This window comes from Candidatus Nitrospira salsa, assembly GCF_965152625.1.
In genome coordinates this window covers 589,076-609,113 of the sequence record NZ_CBCUCO010000002.1, presented here as the reverse complement: position 1 = coordinate 609,113, position 20,038 = coordinate 589,076, and the positions used below count along the sequence as shown (strand labels likewise).

17 protein-coding genes and 1 pseudogene are annotated in these 20,038 nt (G+C 43.9%); 9 read left to right on the top strand and 9 right to left on the bottom strand.

The window, feature by feature from the left end; all coding sequences use genetic code 11:
- Positions 1–76 precede the first annotated feature (76 nt).
- On the bottom strand, positions 77–1,654 hold the full coding sequence (locus tag ACWQXP_RS04525) for a right-handed parallel beta-helix repeat-containing protein (RefSeq protein WP_454061655.1): 1,578 nt from the start codon (positions 1,652–1,654) through the stop codon (positions 77–79).
- A gap of 769 nt (positions 1,655–2,423) precedes the next feature.
- Here ACWQXP_RS04525 and ACWQXP_RS04520 point away from each other — a divergent pair.
- Positions 2,424–2,630, top strand: a pseudogene (locus ACWQXP_RS04520) (transposase); the annotation flags it as partial.
- Positions 2,623–2,727, top strand: coding sequence for a transposase (locus ACWQXP_RS04515; RefSeq protein WP_454061654.1), 105 nt, complete (start codon positions 2,623–2,625; stop codon positions 2,725–2,727). The pseudogene ACWQXP_RS04520 and the gene ACWQXP_RS04515, both read left to right, overlap by 8 nt.
- A gap of 915 nt (positions 2,728–3,642) precedes the next feature.
- Here the strand turns inward: ACWQXP_RS04515 and ACWQXP_RS04510 are convergent.
- The 7 genes from ACWQXP_RS04510 to ACWQXP_RS04480 all read right to left on the bottom strand — a co-directional run bounded on the left by ACWQXP_RS04510 (position 3,643) and on the right by ACWQXP_RS04480 (position 12,964).
- A complete protein-coding gene (locus ACWQXP_RS04510) occupies positions 3,643–5,265 on the bottom strand; it encodes a right-handed parallel beta-helix repeat-containing protein (protein ID WP_454061653.1) in 1,623 nt (540 codons plus the stop codon).
- A gap of 568 nt (positions 5,266–5,833) precedes the next feature.
- Positions 5,834–6,607 carry a hypothetical protein gene (locus ACWQXP_RS04505; RefSeq protein WP_454061652.1) on the bottom strand — a complete coding sequence of 258 codons (774 nt, stop codon included), beginning with the start codon at positions 6,605–6,607 and terminating at the stop codon, positions 5,834–5,836.
- Between the two features lie 59 nt (positions 6,608–6,666).
- Complete coding sequence (locus ACWQXP_RS04500) at positions 6,667–8,187, bottom strand: AAA family ATPase (protein WP_454061651.1); 1,521 nt, start codon at positions 8,185–8,187, stop codon at positions 6,667–6,669.
- Positions 8,188–8,192: 5 nt separating this feature from the next.
- Positions 8,193–9,683, bottom strand: coding sequence for a GumC family protein (locus ACWQXP_RS04495; RefSeq protein ID WP_454061650.1), 1,491 nt, complete (start codon positions 9,681–9,683; stop codon positions 8,193–8,195).
- A 90-nt stretch (positions 9,684–9,773) separates the two neighbouring features.
- Positions 9,774–10,835 (bottom strand): polysaccharide biosynthesis/export family protein, encoded by a 1,062-nt coding sequence (locus ACWQXP_RS04490; RefSeq protein ID WP_454061649.1) that lies wholly within the window; start codon positions 10,833–10,835, stop codon positions 9,774–9,776.
- 162 nt (positions 10,836–10,997) lie between these two features.
- Complete coding sequence (locus ACWQXP_RS04485) at positions 10,998–11,693, bottom strand: polysaccharide biosynthesis/export family protein (RefSeq protein ID WP_454061648.1); 696 nt, start codon at positions 11,691–11,693, stop codon at positions 10,998–11,000.
- Between the two features lie 572 nt (positions 11,694–12,265).
- Positions 12,266–12,964: a polysaccharide biosynthesis/export family protein gene (locus ACWQXP_RS04480; RefSeq protein ID WP_454061647.1), complete on the bottom strand. Its 699-nt coding sequence runs from the start codon at positions 12,962–12,964 to the stop codon at positions 12,266–12,268.
- Positions 12,965–13,549: 585 nt separating this feature from the next.
- Between ACWQXP_RS04480 and ACWQXP_RS04475 the strand changes: the two genes are divergently transcribed.
- The 6 genes from ACWQXP_RS04475 to ACWQXP_RS04450 all read left to right on the top strand — a co-directional run bounded on the left by ACWQXP_RS04475 (position 13,550) and on the right by ACWQXP_RS04450 (position 18,199).
- On the top strand, positions 13,550–13,726 hold the full coding sequence (locus tag ACWQXP_RS04475) for a hypothetical protein (protein ID WP_454061646.1): 177 nt from the start codon (positions 13,550–13,552) through the stop codon (positions 13,724–13,726).
- A 337-nt stretch (positions 13,727–14,063) separates the two neighbouring features.
- Entirely contained in the window at positions 14,064–14,879 is an 816-nt protein-coding gene (locus ACWQXP_RS04470) for a HEAT repeat domain-containing protein (RefSeq protein WP_454061645.1), read from the top strand.
- A gap of 71 nt (positions 14,880–14,950) precedes the next feature.
- A complete protein-coding gene (def, locus tag ACWQXP_RS04465; RefSeq protein ID WP_454061644.1) occupies positions 14,951–15,481 on the top strand; it encodes a peptide deformylase in 531 nt (176 codons plus the stop codon).
- 99 nt (positions 15,482–15,580) lie between these two features.
- A complete protein-coding gene (locus ACWQXP_RS04460) occupies positions 15,581–17,305 on the top strand; it encodes an ABC transporter ATP-binding protein (RefSeq protein WP_454061643.1) in 1,725 nt (574 codons plus the stop codon).
- Between the two features lie 35 nt (positions 17,306–17,340).
- A complete protein-coding gene (locus ACWQXP_RS04455) occupies positions 17,341–17,523 on the top strand; it encodes a DNA gyrase inhibitor YacG (RefSeq protein ID WP_454061642.1) in 183 nt (60 codons plus the stop codon).
- Positions 17,524–17,647: 124 nt separating this feature from the next.
- A complete protein-coding gene (locus tag ACWQXP_RS04450) occupies positions 17,648–18,199 on the top strand; it encodes a hypothetical protein (RefSeq protein WP_454061641.1) in 552 nt (183 codons plus the stop codon).
- Between the two features lie 16 nt (positions 18,200–18,215).
- On the opposite strand, the gene lpxD is transcribed toward ACWQXP_RS04450, so the two are convergent.
- Entirely contained in the window at positions 18,216–19,259 is a 1,044-nt protein-coding gene (gene lpxD / locus ACWQXP_RS04445) for a UDP-3-O-(3-hydroxymyristoyl)glucosamine N-acyltransferase (protein WP_454061640.1), read from the bottom strand.
- A gap of 270 nt (positions 19,260–19,529) precedes the next feature.
- On the opposite strand from lpxD, the gene ACWQXP_RS04440 reads away from it, so the two are divergent.
- Complete coding sequence (locus tag ACWQXP_RS04440) at positions 19,530–19,949, top strand: VanZ family protein (protein WP_454061639.1); 420 nt, start codon at positions 19,530–19,532, stop codon at positions 19,947–19,949.
- Positions 19,950–20,038 lie beyond the last annotated feature (89 nt).

The window sequence follows — 20,038 nt, the reverse complement described above, 5'->3', positions numbered from 1 at the left end:
AGGCGTGGGCATGAAGAGGGTTAATCTAGATCATCAATTTGGGGAATTCGTTTTAATTCTCCTGCTCATGCGTCCATCACTGACATGTTGGTTGATTCAGATTCAAGGGCAGGATTGAGTGCGAGTCGACATCAATTTGCATTTGCTGTTGCCATTCAGAAAGAGAAAGGTGAGAAAGATTACCTTCTCTTCCTAATCCAAACACCTTGTCGGTGTTTCTAGCATGCCAGATATTATCATTAGAATAGAGCGTTTCAAAAAAGTGCTCCCAATGAGGCAGCGAGAAAAGCGCCTGCGTTGCACCGAACATCACATTCCCAATCATTGTCCAATCTTCTGTACGAACATCAACTTTTTCACCAGACTCCCAATTGACTATGGTCCGAACTTTTGCGCCAGTAATATGTATAGGATAATTTTCATTATTCGCTAACACGTTGTTTCGTAGCATAATGCGTCGGCCGGTGTTCACTAAGAGACCATATCCTTGGTTACTGCAAATTCTACTATTTTCAATTCGTATGGGGCCTGGACTTGCCTCGATTTTAAGTCCGTCCGTTAAATTCTCACATAGACAGGCTCGATTAATGACAATGTCAATATTATCAGCGTCCAACCAAAGTCCACGTGTCAGATTGTTTGTTGCGATAACGTGATTGTAGGTGGCATCATGTATATGCAAGTGCTTGATCCCTGCAGCATCCCATCGAAGAAAATTACCTTGTTTCCCGCGCCAGTTATTAAATGAACTGGTGTCATTTTCGGACAATAAAGATTTTACCCATATCCCCTTCCATCCCGTTCCGCCATTCCGATGCATGACGTTTCGGCGTGTGGTGACATTCTGGATCCGTGCGAATCCTAATCCTGTCCAATTATTCAACACAAAGCGATTGTCTTCAATAAGAATGTTTTTTGATCCAGAAATGTGGACGGCTCCTTTCTGGCCGATGGCAGAAGCGGCATGCTGAAACTGCAACCCTTGGATGACAAAATTCTCCATTCGGTACAGTTGTACAAGTTGTGACCTTGTGGCGACTTCGATAATCGATTTGTCTATGATCGTTCCCAGGGGGGGAGATACAAACACAGTTTTTGTCTTTTCTGAGATATAAAACGTATTGGGGCGCAATTCCGATAACGCGAGAACTTGCTCAAGACGTTCACCATTTACCAAAATCATTTCTTTTCGTTGAATGATCGGATTAATAGGCACTGCCGCATGCCATGTCGCAAGAACTGGTTGCAATCCCCACGCATATGGCCAGGAATGGGTGTAAATATTGTTGGGAGTTCTTTTCCAATTGTCCCAAATATCAGACCCTGAGATAATTGTTTTCCCTGGATTATCCTGACGTGCACGCATGATAATCGGTGGACCACCTTTTCTCTGTGCGAGTCCAACTTCAATTGTTTCTCGATAAGTACCCGGGTAAATAAGCACTTCCGTACTGACACCTTGGTGACGACTGACCACCGCTAATCGCATAGCTTTGGCGATTGTTAGTAATGGAGATGTTCGCTCTAATCCTGAATTTTCGTCGTTTGCGTTAGGATGCCGGTTATTAACGTGCAGAGTTTGATCAACAGTTACATGACTTAACCAATTTGATGCTCCGGTATTAGCAAATGAGATTTGACTCTCAAAAGTCATGAATGTAAAGAGTAACCCTATTGAGAGGATTTTCATGATCTTGAGTTGGGGAGGGTAAAGTACGGAGTCGAGAAAATTGACAGTGGTGAATTGTGTTGGTAGTTGCACACTTTCAAAGTTTGTACGAACGTGACTCAGAAAAGTAAAAGTTCTTGAACTCTTTTCTTGACAATACGTCTTTGCTATTTTGACGGGTTGTGATTGAGAACTATACTGCTCTGATGTCATATTGAAGTCTCTTTTCCGAGGACAAAGGTGCTCGAATCATGTCCTAAGTTGTCAGGAGCCAAATATACTCTCAAGACATTGACTATATAGTTTGCCTCTCCGTGTGAGCTTTTTTGTTCTTAGAATCTCATCGGTCAGATAGGGAGTTTGCTTAAATTTACTAACTGATGATGTAGCGATATTGTCCTTTGACTGATGAATCAGGAAGAATTTTTCAGTAACAGATACTTACAGTAGGAGAATATTTAGAAAAGTAAGAAAAGAACTGAAAAAATGATGTGCAAACGGAGATGCTCAGAAGATAAAGAAACGTGGGTAGTATTAGGGGGTATAAGACCATTAATCATCAAGGGACCTTACGATTGATCTTCTCAATATTTGTGAGTATTGTTCAGCGTCTGCTTTAGGAGACAAGCCGCAGGACTAGGAGGGCTACCGCTAGGGGTGAGAGAACAGTATGATATAGTCAAAGAAGTCTGAATCGCTCCAAGACATTCTTAGGGATCATATCCAGTAAAAGTGATACAAAACGACTGCTAGAACGAAACTGGCCGCTGATTTGAACAGTCCTTTCGAGTATGCTCCTCATGTCCGAACGAACTCCCATACAGACAATACTCGCAATGGCATCAGTGCCAAGACCATTCAGACAGACCAAGGCCCATTGGCTATTGCCATTCCACGAGATCAAGCTGGACCTTTGAGCCGACGGTGGATAAGAAACGTCAAGGGGCAGATTAATGGCTAACAAGGTGCTCACTCTCTATGCTCATGGGCTAACCACTCGAGAAATTCAAAGGCATCTAAAAGAACTCTATGGGGGACCGAGGTGTCCCCGACGTTGATTTCTATATGGCTTTGGACGACATGCCGCTCTGACAGAATCGCCCTTTAGTGAGAGTCTATCCGATTCTCTATATTCAGTTGTCTGTTTGTGAAGTCTAGGCATGAGGGCGCGGTCAAGACCAAAGGAGTCTATATGACATTAGGCGTCATCTCACGGGGGAGAAAAAACTCTAGTCCTGTGGGAGAAAAAGTTCGAAAGCGCGAAGTTTTTGCTCGCCGTGTCTACCGAGTTTCGACGACGAAGCGTCCCAAATGGTTTTGCTCCATGCCTGGATTGACTGGCCAGCCTACCAGAAGGTTTTGAGGCGGGATTCCGCAAACACAAGTCACTCTCTATATTGCTCATAATGTGCGACAAACACAGCGATTATGTCGTCTGGAAAAGTCGGCGGGCAGTGGTTCGAGTTCTCCTGTCCATTTGTGGTACGCACCTAGGATTCGCAACAATCCGACGAGTTACACGAATTTTCGGCAGGACTGAGATCGACTGACGGCCTTCTTTGACCCGACATTCGGAAAGTGAGTTATACAATCAATGCGATTGAGTCGCTGAATTGTTCGTTGCGAAAGGTGTTGAAAAAACGACGCTCGTTTCCCCGGACGAAGCCATTCTCAAAGTGTTGTGTCTCGACATACAACGGATTGTAATGAATTGGACTGTACCTATTCGCGATTGGATATGGGCTCTCAAGGAATTTGCCAATAGCAGATTGACAAATTACAAATGTGAGTTCGAATTTTGACTTCAAAATGAGATAAGTAGCTAATTAGTGAGTTGGGAGTCGGTTGCGGTATAGGGGTTGATCTCTGCAAGAAATCCTTCCCCAAAAATGAAGTCCGATACCATCTTGGGTGTCAAGACAGTATCGGACTTTATTCGACTCCATACAAAAAACATTTTTTGGCTGTGGCAGTCACTGGCATGTTGGTTGACTGAAACTCTTGGGTATAGTGGTGTGGGAGTCTTTACCCTTTTGCAATTGTCTTTTCCATTCGCGCAGGGAAAGAAGAAGAAAATTTCCTTCTCTACCGAGTCCGAATATTTTAACGGTATTTTTGGCATTCCAGACATTATCATTGGAATAGAGGGTGTTAAAAAAGTGATCCCAATTCGGTAGGGCGAAAAGCATCTTGTTGTCACTAAACATCACATTTCCAATCATCGTCCAATTTTGAGTACGAACATCAACTTTCTCAATGGTTTCCCAATTCATTGCGGTTCGGACTTTTTTTCCTGTGATAAATATTGCGTAAACAGCATTGTTTACGAAAAGATTGTTCCGTAATAGAATGCGTTGGCTCGTATTTGCCATTAAACCGTATTCTTGGTTTTGGCAAATCCTACTATTTTCAACTTTAATGGGTCCTGGGCTTGTCTCGATCTTGAGTCCGTCCGTTAAATTTGCACACAGACAGGCGTTTTTAATGACAATGTCACTATTGTCCGTATCTAGCCAGAACCCGCGAGTGAGATTGTTTGTAGCGGTCAAATTATTATAAGTCGCATCGTGCATGTGCAGGTGTTTGATCCCTGCGGCATCCCATCGAAAAAAATTTCCTTTTTGCCCTCTCCAATTATTAAACGAGCTTGTGTCATGTTCAGATAATAAAAATTTTCCCCATATCCCTTTCCATCCTATGCCACCGTTACGATTCATGACATTACGACGTGTCGTGACATTATGAACACGTGATAACCCCAATCCGGACCAATTATTCCAGACAAATCGATTATCTTCGATAAGAATATTTTTGGAGCCAGAAATCTGAACCGCCGCACTCTGGGCTATGGCTGTAGCGCTATGTTGAAACTGAAGACCTTGTATCACGAAATTCTGGATACGGGAAACTGTTAAGAGTCGTGAGCGAGTAGCGACTTCGACGATAGAATTAGCCAATGTCGTTCCCTGCGGAGGCGATAAATACACGGTTTTCGTCTTTTCTGACACATAAAAGGTTTTTGGACGAAGATCGGACAAAGAAAGAACTTGAGTTATAGGCGAACCATTGACGAAAATCATTTCTTTTCGTTGAATGATAGGATGAATCGGGACTCGTTCAGACCATATTGCAGGAACAGGCTGCAATCCCCAAGTATATGGCCACGGATGAGTGTAAATATTGTTCTGAGTCTTCTGCCAATTACCCCAAATATCAGCCCCGGAGATAATCGTTTTACGAGTAACATCGCGCCGAGCTCGCATGATAATAGCCGGGCCATCTTTCCGTTCCGCTAAACCCATTTCAATTGTTTCACGATATGTGCCAGGGTAAATTAGAATTTCCGAGCTTACTCCTCGCTTACGATTGAGCATCGCGAGTCGAGCCGCTTTTGTTATCGTTCTCAACGGTAAAGTTTTCTTCAACCCGGAGTTCTTGTCGTTGGCATTTGGATGTTGTGTGTTGACATGTAGGGTTTGATCAGGGGTTATATGACCTAACCAGTTTGGTGCACCAGGATTGGCAAAGGAGGTTTGGCAAATAAGGGTTAGCAACATTGCTAGTAGAATGACTATAGATAATTTTGCAATGCTCATTCTCGTAGAATTAAGTGAATGCTCAGATTCCTTAGAAGTGTTTAATGATGAGGTTTGTTGTACGAGTGTTATCATGGCAACAACGTGAGATAGTGGAGTCGCACCACGTGCAATAGATCTTTGCCTAAAGGTTGATGTTAGCTTTTCCGCTAATCGAAGAAGAGGTTGTTCGACAATCATTGATAAATCTCCTTTGTGAAACTGTCCTAGTGACTTTATCAGTGACACTTCAAAATAAGAATCACGAAAAACTGTATAGTTAGTGCGAACACTGTGGCGGCTATAAGCGATTTTGGGGGTTCAATTACAGAATTACCTTAAAATATATGATGACAAATTCGCTGACCAGAATTCTTGATATTTCAGATGATAGGAATGAGAGAATAATGCGGAGGTATAAAAGAGATGGAAATGTCCGGGACATCATCAAAGTGAAGCTTGAATTCTGAGAGCATCACTCGAGAAATGCGGCATCTTAAATAAACTTGCCTAAGAGTACCCCATCTCAGAACTCCTTCGGTATCACTTGTGTCATGCGAGAATATAAGAACTGTCTGCAGCTCGTATCTTATAGCCGCTTATAGAACCAATCTGGGATGTAGTGTCGTTGCTTATTAAAGACAAGACCAATAAGATTTCCTCCATTTTTCATGATTTGTGATTTGACATTTGCAATAACAGCAGAGCGTGTTTCTTCTGCTTGTATCACTAGGACCACTCCATGCACCCGCTTGCACAACTCAAGCCCTTCGATTGATGAATGAATGGTTGGCGAATCAATAAGAATACAGTCAAACCGACATTGAGCACTGGTCAAAACCTTTTCTTCTTTTTCTGAAATTTCCGGATTCGCGATTGACCTAGCTTGTGAATACAGGGAAGCAATGAATAACTGGGATTCTCCAATTTGATAAACAGCTTCACGAATGTCTTGATCATCCAGAATGGCTTGTTCAAGAGAATGCGTCGGAAGAATCCCAAAGTATTTGAATTGTGCTTGATCACCATGGGCGTCAATAAGAAGAACGGACTTGCGATGAATCGTTGACAACACCTTGGCGTATTCTCGGACAATTGTTGATGTACCGTCATGATCTTGAGAGCCGAGAAACTGGATGATACTCTTTTTGACATCCCCAATCACACTTGACAAATTTTGATGAAGTTGGAGCATTTCACGCTCAAGATAGAGCGGAAAGATGTCATCCGGTTTCGGTTGGTCAACAATCCGTATAGGAAGAATCTTGGGAATTTCTTTTTCGGGTCGTTCTTCTCGCGGCCGGCTTTTCCCCTGAAGTTGATCAGTTTGAGCTTGCTGTAATGCTTCATAAACTTTACTCATAGGTCACACTCAGTAGGTATAAAAGTATAGAAATAACGTGAACTCGTTTGATTGACTGATTAGTCGTTTGCTGACTCTGGAAGTACCCGTGGGAATGTGATGGTTTGCCCAGGGAATAGCCATTTGGCACTTCGTATATGCGGATTCTGCTCCAAGACACGTCTGATGTGATGAGGGCTCGACCTTCCGTACGTTGAGCGAATCAATTTCTCAAGGGTATCTCCTCGCTTAATATGATAGACCTTTACTGGCGCCTCAAGAGGACGCACCTTGGTTGATTGGATTTGCGTTGGTTCCTGAGCCGAGACTTGCTCAGATGATTTTGCACGAATCGACAGTTTAGCCTGTTGACGAGGCGTCATCTCCTGAACCGCTTGAGTCATAAGTTTCATCTTCGGTGCATCAGGAGGTTGTTTCTGAATTTCTAGTTTTTGAGTATCTTGGGATGTTTCTGCAGCAGGAAGTTTATTCCGTGATGCACGAGGTATGATAGACTTTTCGTCTAATGACTTCTCCAGTAAAACATCTTTGGGTATGACCGGGGAACGTATGGGTTCAGGAACATCTAACGGCATCGTCTTAGAAGACGGCAACGGGGTTTGTGCCTTTCTCAGAGGCGAACGATCAATTTGTGGGGTTATCTGCGAAACTTCTTTCAATTCATAGGACTCAAACCAAAACAGTTGAGGATTAGCTCGAATCCAGGGAATCGCGATAATAAAGATTCCCGCTGCCACAGCTGCAGCAATCCACCGTTTTCGTTTTTTTGTCTGCGCACCCTTTAAATCAGAAATCACTTCCTTGGCGATTTTTCCTGGAATGGGTTTCAGTTGATACGCATATCCAGTTAAAAGGGTATTGTCGCAGAGGATGTTCAATCGTCGCGGAATCCCTTGAGCTTCTTGAATGATGAGTTTTAAGGCTGGTTTTGAAAAAATTGTTGACGATCTTGCTCCAGCCTTTGCCAGACGATACTGGATATAGTCAAAGCTTTCGGCTTTTGTCAGGGCACGAATCGTGGCTCGAATCGTGATGCGCTGCTTTAACTGACGCAACGCATCTTGATTAAGTAACGACTCTAATTCTGGTTGACCAATCAACACAATTTGGAGAAGTTTATCAGTCGTAGTTTCAAGGTTCGACAACATACGTAAATTTTCAAGTGTGTCGAGCGGCATATTCTGAGCTTCATCAATCAACAACACAATCGTTCCGCCCTTTTGATATTCTTGAATTAAGACACTCTGAAGTTGCTCAACCATTGCGCTACTTTCATCATTATTTGATTGCTGGCCAAGCTCATTCAGGAGGCATTTCAATAAACTATTGAACGTCAAATTTGGGTTGTAAATATAGATCGCCCGATCTTGAGACGCATCAAGTCGCTCAAGCAGCGTACGAAGAATGGTTGTTTTGCCAACACCGACTTCGCCAATGATCGTAATGAACCCTTGCCGTTCCTCAATTCCATAAATCAAAGAGGATAAGGCCTCCCGGTGTGTCGAACTCGAAAAAAGAAAACGTGGGTCGGGTGTCGTATGGAATGGTTTTTTATTGAGACCGTAAAAAGTTAGGTACATAAGCGTTAAGGAAGATCATGATAATAACGAACACTTGTGAGGGTCGGAAGACCAAGCGCATGTGAAGCTTGTTCTGACCGTGTATAGCCACCTTGAAAATATTCAGAAAGTAAAGCCAGACAGATCCCAGCGGCTCCACCAAGTATGATGGCGATCAGAACATTGAGTGCTTTCTTCGGACGAATTGGTTCAGCCGGTACAACGGCGGATTGAATCACACTGATATTTGCCAATTTGAGGTGGTCCATTTCTTCTGCAACTCGAGCGTCTTCGACTTTACTTAAATACATCGTATAGTTCTTTTCTGCCGATTCGACTTGAAGCTGTAATTCTTCAAGTTCTTTGGCAAGAGTGTCAAGTTTAGAGAGATTTGCATCAAGCTCTTTAAGTTGCAAGGTGATGGCATCTGCCTGAGATTCAAGTGACCGAAGTTCAGATTTTGCTTTATGAATTTCAATTGAAAGTTCTTGATAGACCGGATTTCGCTCTGTGGTCACTCTGTCAGTGAGAATGGATTCCTGGTCGTGAATGAATTTCTCAATCATCTGAATTTCACTTCGAATATTGATGAGGAATCGACTGGTATCTTTATACCGCGTCGAAAGGTTTTGTTCTTCGAGTTGTAATTTCAGAAGATTCGATTTGGCCTCATCAATGACCTTTTGACGCTCTGAGATACTCGTCGATGAAATGACCGCAGGAATATCCGAAATCTGCTTCTCAAGAGATTCTAATTTACTCTTTAACCCGTCTCGTTCATTTTTAATTTTTCTATGAGAAACATCAAGATCTCTCCGCTGCTCAAGAAGAAGATGGCGTTCTTCTTCGAGTGAGGAGAGGCCATGGAGACGCTTAAAATCCTGAAGGGCTATTTTTTCTGTATTCAATCGATCTTGATAGTCCCGCACCTGCTTCTCGAGGAAATTGAATTGAGGATTACTGAAAATTTCCAAGTGTTTTTCCAGAAGGAGCTCGACTAAGAGATTAATAGACTGAGCTGAAACCTCAGGGTCTGTATGTTGAAAGCTGAGGTTAATGACATTGGAATCTTTGACCCCAGTTGCTCTAAAATTGTCTTGCATTTCGATAAAGCTTGCTTCAAGCATGGATATATCGGACGGTGGAGAATCAAAAATGTCTGGATACATGCGTTCAATGCCAATCGCATTGATAACCTGCTCCATAAGGTCGCGACTTAAAATAATTTGAAGCTCTGATTCAATAACACGTTCCTGATCAAATGAAACGGATGGATTGACGCTTCCCACCTCGGGTCTATAAATGTGTTCTCGGCCCATTTTGACCATTAAACTTGACGAGGCCTCATAGGTTGGCGGTAACAAGAAAGAACCTAATGTGACCAAGGTGACCGTACCCAAAAAAACTCCTAAAATTTTCCGTTTATGCTTAAAGAAAATTGTTAAGATATCCCTTATGCTGACTTGAGGCATTGCTGGCTGATTAGTCACAACTTGCTGTTCAGATTGGGAATTCATGAGAAGAACCTACTTTTCAAGTACCGAATAAGTTTAAGTGTATCAATCGTAGGAATTTTAAGTATATATCATAAGATGATATTTATGTGCCTAACGAGGTCGTAAGCCAGCCCTTCGACTCGATGATTCACTATTCGTGTTGAATGAACGGAGGATGACTGTAATTGAAGGGTTTTTCAATTCATTTTCATAGCGCTGCTTTAAAAGAATTTTCAATTCCTCAACGGTCAGACCAGATGCCATGACTTCCCCTATAAGCTGAAGTGAAATTCTTCCATCTGGTCGTACGCTTGCTTCTTGATTGAGATCGGGATTAAAGAAAAACTTGACATCAAGAAGGTCTCCTACTTGGACGCGATAGTCTTCTGATGGTGTCGTGCCAACCATCGCAAGATAATCTTCAAAGTTTCGTTCATTGGCTTCGACCGTGCGAAGCAACTCTCGAAATTCTTTTTCTAAATGATTAAGACGTTGAAGCTCTTGATCAATTTCAAGGATCTGCTTCTGAGTGACCTCCCGTCGAGCCACTTCTGAAACCAATTGAGCTTCCGTACGAAGAATCTCAATCTCGAGTTCCTGGTAGACAGGGTTTTTTCCTGTTGTCACCATGTTTTCGAGTTCCGCAGACTGTTGTTTTGTTAAAAAGTTCTCAACAAGTTCAATTTCCTTTCGCACGCTCTGCAGCGCACGACTATTGTCGTGATATTTCGTGAGATATTCTTGTTCTTTTATTTCAAGATCCAGAAGATTCTTTTGCGCTTCCTGAAGAATTTGTTGTTGATTCGTGACACTCGAAAGGGGAACTTTTGCTGGAATTTTAGTGATTTGCTTCTTGAGCCAGCTCAACTTTGTATCAAGCCCACTAATATTGTTTGCGGTTTCTTTTAAGAGCGTGTCTAATTCTTTTCTCTGCTCTAAAAGAAGCTGTTGTTGATCTTCAAGTGAAGTGAAGGAATGTTGTTTTTTAAATTTTTGAACTTGAGCTTCGGCATGAGCAAGTTTGTTTTTATACGCATTGAGTTGGCCCTCGACAAATGAAGGTTTCAGAAGACGGCTAGTGGGAGGGTTACCCGCTGAAATATCATTTCTTTTAACTTCTTGACTGCCTGCGATTGGATCGAGAGGCTGAGTGTTCCCTACGCTAATCATCATAACAAACAAACCCAGAAGTAGAGTACATATTTGACAAGAATAAAAATGAAAATGCTTAAGTGCCGTCTTGGTTATGCTCTTCTTAAAAGTCTGCATCGTTCATCGATTTCCTTACTGGGTGTGCATGAAAAAATATCAGAAACTGAGGACTGTATCGACTCGTTATAACGGAAATAATGCTCCAAAATTGATTGGAATATTTTGACGAATATATTGATCAACCCAGAGATTAACGTCCGCAATAGGAGATCGAGGGACATAGACAATGTCAAACGGCACAAGTCCGATATCCTGGCTGAAATCCTCGCCTGAAAGCACAGCATTGAGATTCACCGGAATGACCAGGGGTTGCCTGCCTTGAATTCGTCGAATAATTAAGGCTTCCTCCCAAGCCTCATCGGTGGCCCCTTCAGCCCGTGAAATTGCTTGCATCACAGTTAACGGACCCGTGAGCTCGAGCTCCCCAGGTTTTGCCACTTCCCCATCAACATAAATTCTCGCACCGAAGGACCGGACGATGACAGTAATTTCAGGTTGTTTCAGTTCGCGATCATATTCTTTTTTTAGTAGTTCCGTCAGTGCATGAGGCGTCCGTCCCGCAGCAATGGCCTCACCAACTAATTGTAAGGAAATACGACCATCTGGTCGAACGGTGACTTCTTCATTGAGATCTGAATTATAAAAAAACTTCACATCTAATAGATCACCTGGTTGAATAATATACTCTTGCATAAGCGTTGGCCCAACTTGACCAACCGTCGTCCCTGGCGAGCCAATCGATGTTGGGCTTTTCACGACAACACTTGGCGAACAGGCGGTGAATGAAGTAAAAATAATAAAAATTAGTCCCGCAATCATTCGTAAACGGTCCTTTCTTCGTCAAGCTCCAAATGCAGTTTTAACCTGAGAATGCTTAAGCAATACATATTCAGAATGAGTGAGTTAAAGACTTGCAAGTCTCTGATTATGATGTTTTGCCAAGGTAAGTAGGAACGACAAGGTTATAAGCGCACAAGACTTAGCCACGGCGAGTAACACTGACCTATTCGATCACCTGTCGTGAAAGCAAACATCGTGTTTTGTTCGAACATTTCTGAAACACAACAGGATTATATATTCAGATGCAATGAATATACCTTAAGGGTAAGGTCTAACCTTATGACTTGAAACTATAGAAATTATAATAAACAATCATCACTATGGCTACTACTTTCTAAGCCTGAAGTGAAGGCAAGAACATGCAGTACTATTACGTATTTCTGATAATCGCTTATGATATTTGTCTAGTCACTATCTTGATTCTAACCAATTTCACATAAATCTGTAAGCTCCCCCCCCTCCTGTTACTTGAAGGAACTTATCCGCATGTATCGATGAGTTCTTTCCGTCTTCGCTCCAATATGAATAGCTTCAAAACTTTTTTATTCCGCTTAATTAAGTGGGAAAAAGGCCCCAAACCTTATTGGAATATTTTGACGAATATATTGATCAACCCAAAGATTAACGTCCGCAATAGGAGATCGAGGGACATAGACAATGTCAAATGGCACAAGTCCGATATCCTGGCTAAAATCCTCACCTGAGAGGACGGACTTGATGTCTATGGCAATGACGAATGGCTGTTTGCCTTGAATCCGTCGAATGATTAACGCTTGATCCCAAGCTTCATCGGTGGCCCCTTCAGCCCGTGAAATTGCTTGCATCACGGTTAACGGACCCGTGAGCTCGAGCTCTCCAGGCTTTTCCACTTCCCCATCAACGAAAATTCTCGCACCGAAGGAACGGACAATGACAGTAATTTCAGGTTGTTTCAGCTCTCGATCATACTCTTTTTTTAAGAGTTCCGTCAGTGAATAAGGTGTACGTCCCGCAGCAATGGTTTCTCCAACTAATTGTAAGGAAATACGACCGTCTGGCCGCACTGTCACAAGTTCATTTAAATCAGGGTTGTAGAAGAATTTTATGTCTAATTCATCGCCTGGTTGAATAATGTACTCCTTCATAAGCGTTGGTCCAACTTGACCAACCGTTGTCCCTGGTGAGCCAACCGATGTTGGACTTTTCACGACAACACTTGGCGAACAGGCAGCTAAGAAGAAAATAAGAGTGATAATGAGTCCCGCAATCATTCGTGAGCAACCCTTTCATCGTGAATTTTCATTGGTCGTGCGAGCCTACGCTCGTTACAAAACGAATAACTTGTGATGTGAAACGAACCGTACGCACGCGTAAAGATACGGTTGAGTGTGTATATTGGCGATTCATGTTCAAATATTCAAAAGGATGAGAAGGTCATCGTTTACTCGCTTTTAAAATCTTGCTGACTTTTTCAGCATAGTTGTGATGACATCAAACGTCAATTGTGTAAACGGGCATTGCTAGGCTTCCGAAAGACGAACACCAATACTATAAGGTGGGCAAGCTCAGGCTTCCTGCTTATTCAGTAAGCAAATTTGCAATAAAAACATATCGCTAATTCCAATGTACATCACAACACCTGTGGACCCGATGCAGGCGTCGGTATGTATTAGGGAGTTGAGTGCAATCAATTTGATTTTCCCCTCACGATATCGAATACCGAATTAAGAAATATATATCGATTCGCAACGAAGTGTTACATGAAATAAACATGCAGACATCCCAGTCAGGAGTTGAAGCAAAAGGTCGTGGGGTTGGGAATAAAGCCCTACTCACGAGCCATCGTGGGGTGGGCAATGAACCGTCGGATGACACACCAACTGATGTGTGACGTCCTGATGATGGGATTGTTTCGGCACCACTTCTTCCCAGAAACCACGATCCTCCCCTCTGATCGTGGCAGTCAGTTCTGGGCAAAACGCTATCAGAGATTGCTGAGAAATCATAGGCTACGCTGTGGTTATGGGTCATAAAACAAATTGCTAAGATATTGCCGTCACAAAGAGCTTCTGGCACTCCCCAAAAGTCACATTCGTCCATACGAACGATACATGTCATGGCGCATGGCCAAATTCAGTCTCTTTGAGTACATTGAAACCTAGGACAATCGGCTAGAGACATCGAATCTTGATAGTCTTTGAGAAGGCAGCTGAACCCCGTGTCCGAGTTTGTGGGGAAGCATCGGAGGTGTGCCTTATCGTTGGTGTTTCGTTCAATCTTGACCACTTTAGGTCGAACCTACTAGACTGGCCTAATTATCATTAAAGATGAATTTCTTTCAAATTATGAGACTTCAAGTGGGGACGCACGATGTTGATAAGGACTAAGTGGACAACATGGCCAATACTCATACTCCTCATGGCCAGTGTTGCAACCTTTTGCGGTTGGGCGAGCGCGGAAACAGAACAACAGTCTGCACGAAGCATTCTTATCCAGGGCTATGCCCCACCTCCCAAAGCGGAATTTCCAGACATCCCGAAAGCGACCCCGGCCCCCGAGGTATTAACCCAGAAGGATCGTGACCGTTTGGATTCGCTCGTTCCGCTGTTAGCCGGGAAGCAGGAACTCTGGGTGATGGGCGAATTTGTGCATTATGCCAAACATTCAGTGCCATTTGTCGTCAAAGCCTTAAAGATGCCTGGGCCACGTATACGATATAATGCGATTGAAACTCTTTCAATGATCAAAGATCCTTCAGCGGTACCAGCGCTTCTGGACGTTGCAACAAACTCAGAGGATATTTCTCGTGTGCGAAGCCACGCGATACGGGTTGCGACTCGCCTAGATTCTCAAAAAGTTCATCCGGCCCTCAAGAAAATGGTCAAAGATGATAATTCGACTATTCGCAGGACGGCCGCGTTTGAAGCCAGAAACGTGAGACAAAAAGAAGTACTTCCAATTTTAATTGAAACCATTGGAGACCCTGAAAAGTTTGTCTCAATCACGGCGCTAGAATCCTTTTGGAGACTCACAGGATTTTCTGGAACCTCTCATGATTGGGAAATGTCTACTGAAAAGGACCGGAAGGCATGGAGCAAGGAATGGTCAGCGTGGTTAAAAGAGAATGAAAATCGATTGGAGCCATCGAAATCTCAAAAACATCCATTTGCTTCACCGTCAAGTTGATATACTCATCTAACACGTGATCCAATAGAGACGTGCAAGTAAACAAATGACCACACCATAGGGAGAAGAGAATGGGCTTACTACCGATAGCCAAGGTCGGAAATCCGATTTTGAGGAGGATTGCAGAACCCGTAGAGACCAATCGCATTAAAAGTGTGGAATTTCAGGAATTTATTGCTGACATGTTTGAGACCATGGTTGAGAATAATGGCATTGGATTGGCCGCCCCCCAAGTCTCACGATCAGAGCAGGTGGTCGTCATGGAATGTGGGGGGGACAATGGTTTTCCCAGGACCGTGTTAATCAATCCGAAAATTGTCTTTTATGGACCACAACAAACAGAAATGTGGGAAGGCTGCCTGAGCATTGATGGGCTTCAGGGCCAGGTGACTCGTCCTTCCATGATCCGCGTACAAGCCCTCGATCAACATGGCAACTTACAGGATTGGGAAGCTCATGGCCTCTATGCGGTGTGTATACAGCATGAAATGGATCACTTGCTCGGCAAACTGTTTATCGATCGCATGGCCGACATGTCAACATTGACGCAATTGCAAGAGTTTGAAACCTATTGGCAAAAAGAGCCTGCCACAATCATTTAAACACCTCAGTTCGTACGAACGAACACCCAATCACTCTGTTGTACCTGTTGTCCCGACCGTAAACGAACCGCGTATGCTGGAAAGAATAGTTGAGTCTTTGTGAAACCCTTAGCCCGAATTCTTTCCTACCTCGCTCCGCACCGATCACTGGTTTTTGGAACATTTCTCTGTGCCACGCTCGCGACAGCTCTTGACCTTCTTCCTCCCTGGCTCATAAAAATTGTGATTGACGAGGTCATTCCCAATCATGATATTGATTTGCTTCCGCAAGTCCTCGTTGGATTATTTTTGGCCTATACCTTCAAAAACCTCTTTAATTCGCTACGAATCAGGTTCAATAATAAATTAGAACAACAAGTAGTCTTTGAATTACGCGGGCAAGTGTTTTCTGCCCTACAACGTCTCTCATTAAATTACTTTGAAAATCGGTCAACAGGGGAAATTATGTCGCGAGTGACCAATGACACCGAACACGTTGAACGTATTTTCATTGATGGACTTGAAGGAATGTTGACAGCCTCACTCACGTTAATTGGCATCACCATCATTCTCTTTACTCTCAATTGGAAGTTGGCATGCTTAGTGCTCGTGCCTGTGCCAATCCTTATTATGGCGGGGATCTGGTTTACGAAACGGGTTCATGGCTATTACCACGATATCCGTCGAGATGCCGCTGACCTCAATGCGTATTTGCAAGATGCCTTATCAGGCATTCGAGAAACGATGGGATTTAACCGTCACACCTATGAACAGGAACGGTTCACCAAACGAAGTTATGACTACAGTCGTTCAAACCTGAAGGCCATGTATCTCTGGTCGGTGTATTCTCCGAGTATGATCTTTGTTGGGAGTCTCGGAACGGTCCTCATTTTATGGTATGGCTCTCAACAAGTGATGCAGGGGCAACTGACCTTGGGTGAATTGGTCATGTTTTTATCGTACTTGGTATTATTTTATACTCCCGTAAATCAAATTCATTCAGTCAATCATTTATTGCAGCATGCCTTGGCCGCCAGTGAGCGAGTGTTTGAAGTCTTAGACTTTAAACCGGAGGTGATTGACCAACCATCCGTTCACCCCACGACCACTCGGTTGCAAGGAACTGTGGCCCTTCAACGCGTCTCTTTTTTTTACCGTGAGGATGTTCCGGTCTTGCGAGATATTTCTTTAACGGTGGCCGCCGGTCAGCAAGTGGCCTTGGTTGGCCACAGTGGCGCAGGAAAAAGTACCATCATTAAATTGCTCATGCGGTTTTATGATGTCAAGGCAGGGGCCATTACGATGGACGGACATGACATTCGGGATCTTCCGCTTGCGTATCTACGAAACCAAATTGGATTGGTTCAACAAGAGCCATTCTTATTTAATGGGACGGTTCGACAGAATATTGCCTATGGCGATCTGCATGCGACACAGGAGCAGATTGAAGCGGTTGCGAAGGCCGCACGAGCGCATGAATTTATCATCGAGCTTCCGGAAGGCTACGACACCTGGATAGGCGAACGCGGCGTCAAACTGTCGGTCGGTCAAAAACAGCGGGTCTCTATCGCACGAGTGCTCCTGAAAGATCCGCCTCTTGTGATATTTGATGAAGCCACTAGCAATATTGATACTGAGACGGAAGTCAAAATCCGAGAAGCCTTAACGCACCTCATCCAAGGACGAACGACCTTTGTGATTGCCCATCGATTGTCGACTTTGCACAATGTTGATCGCATTGTGGTCTTACAGCATGGTCAAATTGTCGAAGAGGGGAATCATGTACAGCTTCTTGAGCAAGGTGGAATGTATACAGATTTATATGAAGCGCAGTTTCATGTCTGATCATTCAGAGAACAAAAAGCACGAACGGGTGAACGATGCGTTGTCCAACTTGTCACAATCCAATAACCTGGAACGGCAATCCTTTTCGTCCATTTTGCTCAGAACGATGCCGTTTTCTTGACTTGAACGGATGGTTGACTGAGCAATACCGGATTCCGGAAGAGGATTCACTGATCGATGAATCTGACTTGAACAATGGAAAACACTCAGATTCATGACATGCCTCTTTGCACACATTCATCTCAAGAGAACACCCAAGAAATCTGTTTATCCATACCGATTGGGTACAATGTGCATCACGCTCACACAATTAGGCATTCAGGCTAGAAGGATCTAGGAGTCATGGCCAAAGTCATTACCACACGAAAAGTGCAAGGCGAAGTCGAAAGGGCCCACGATTATGTGCGAACCCACATTCTCTTTCCTGCAGGCATGACCGGTTTGATCACGATGGTCGTAGGAGTTATTGGACTTCTTGTGCAACTTTGGAATGGAGGCTATTCATGGGAAACCTTCACCTCAAGTTCAGGCCTATTGGTGATTGGAGTGCTGGTGGGATTGGCGCAAACCAAGTATCACCAATTTCTGTTGCGTGAGTTTCCGGCTTTCTTTGCCAGTCGAATGAAAACGGCCACACAGCGGTCTGTTCAAAAAGCCAGACGAGCAACAGTTGAGGCACCGGTTGAACACCGGGGACGCGGTCTCATTCCGCTCTGGTACATATTAGGAATTATTCTGTTTATTGGTCTATCCATCGTGACCGTATTGGCCGGTCTGGTCGACCCGGTTCCGGCATTTGCCTTACCCTGGGCTGGATACTTTTGGGCTAAAATGTTTTTTTGGAAAGGCATTATTCTTCCTCCCGGGAAAAAGGGGAAGAAGAGTAAAATATAAGTATCGAAGAGGCTTGTTACTGAGTTGCCTCACGATCAGCCAGTTTGGCTTTGAGTTCTTGAATTTCTTTGCGCATCTCCGGCAATCGTTGAATGAGCGCTTGAACTTTCAGCCATGATGTATAGTCAAAGGCCATAGAGCCACCAACGGCTTTCCCTGCTTTGACTGATCGGCTGACTCCAGAACCAGCTGCAATTTTGGCTTGATCTCCAATCGTCAAATGGTCAGTAAGACCCGCTTGTCCACCGATGAGCACATGGTGTCCCACCGTCGTACTTCCAGCAATTCCAACCTGTGCCACAAGAATGCAATCTTCACCAATATGTACGTTATGGGCAATTTGAACTTGATTGTCGACCTTCGTGCCACGCTTAATAGTGGTAAAGCCAAATGTTGCGCGATCAACCGTGACATTGGCTCCCAGCTCAACATCATCCTCAATCACGACACTGCCTAGTTGTGGAATTTTTTGATGTCGTCCTTGGTGTTCCACATATCCAAATCCATCACTACCGATAACAGAGCCACACTGCACAATGACGCGTGCGCCAATCTGACAACCATCTAAGACGATCACGTTCGGATACAGAATCGAATCATCACCAATGACCACATCATGTCCTATCACCACGCCTGGGTAGAGCGTCACACGTGCCCCAAGTTGAACGCGATCTCCAAGCGTGACAAACGCGCCGATGGATGTGTCTGGACCAATACGAACATCGTGACCTTTCACCACCGTATCAGCAATTCCGTGGCGAGCTATGGAGGGAAGAAAATACCGCTGAGTGAGGAGGGCAAAGGCATAGAGCGGATTAGGCGTGATCAGTTGGGGACGAGATTCGTCTTCAACGGCTTGAGAAATGATAAAAGCTGATGCATGGGATTGACGAGCTAACGAAGAAAGACTCGAGTCAGTGACAAACACCAAATCTCCTGCTTCAGCTTGTTCAAGACTTGCCACGCCGGTCAATAGCACGTCTCCATCCCCATGTACGTGGCCTTGAATGCATTGGGCAAGTTCGTCAAGACGAACACCTGGATTCAGTTTAGGTAGCATGAGTTGGAAAGAGGCTGCGAGTGAACCCGCACGATCCTTTTGGAGCGCCTTCGACCTTGAATACTAGACGATTGCTGTGTTACGTATTTCAAGCTAGCGAAAACACTGCTTCCAGTCAAGTGGTAAATTATATGCATTGACTTTGCTCAATCTTTTTATCTCCCACATGTTCACGAGACAGTTTACGTCAGCTGCATGAACAAGAATACAATTCTCTTTCAAATGATCACTTGATACACGTACTCGTTGTTTATAATTAAGATTTCCTTAATGACCGTTATAACTAAAAAAAAATCACGGACACATTTCTGGACATACTGGCTTCCGATCATCCTTTATGCAGGCTTGATCGTCTTTCTCTCGTCATTATCCTCCCCTGGAGTTGACTTCATTACCATCTTTCCCGGATTTGATGATAAAATCATCCATGCCATCGAATATGCCATTCTCGCTATTCTCTGTTATCGAGCCCTTCTCCACACTGCGACCGCCGATTGGATGCGCTATGCCCCGTTCCTAGCAATTATGGCATCAGCGATGTTCGGCATCACTGATGAAATCCATCAAGCCTTCGTGCCATTGCGTCAAGCCGATGCGTGGGATGTGTTGGCTGACGGTATTGGTGCCTCAATAGGGGTCGGGATGTGGAAATGGATGTTTCAACTGTCCTCACCTGCACCCTTGACTTAGCTCACCTCATTCACGATCTGTTACAATTGACGAGTGCCTATTGTCTGTATGACCCATGCATGCTCATGATGATGACGATTTGTCTGAAA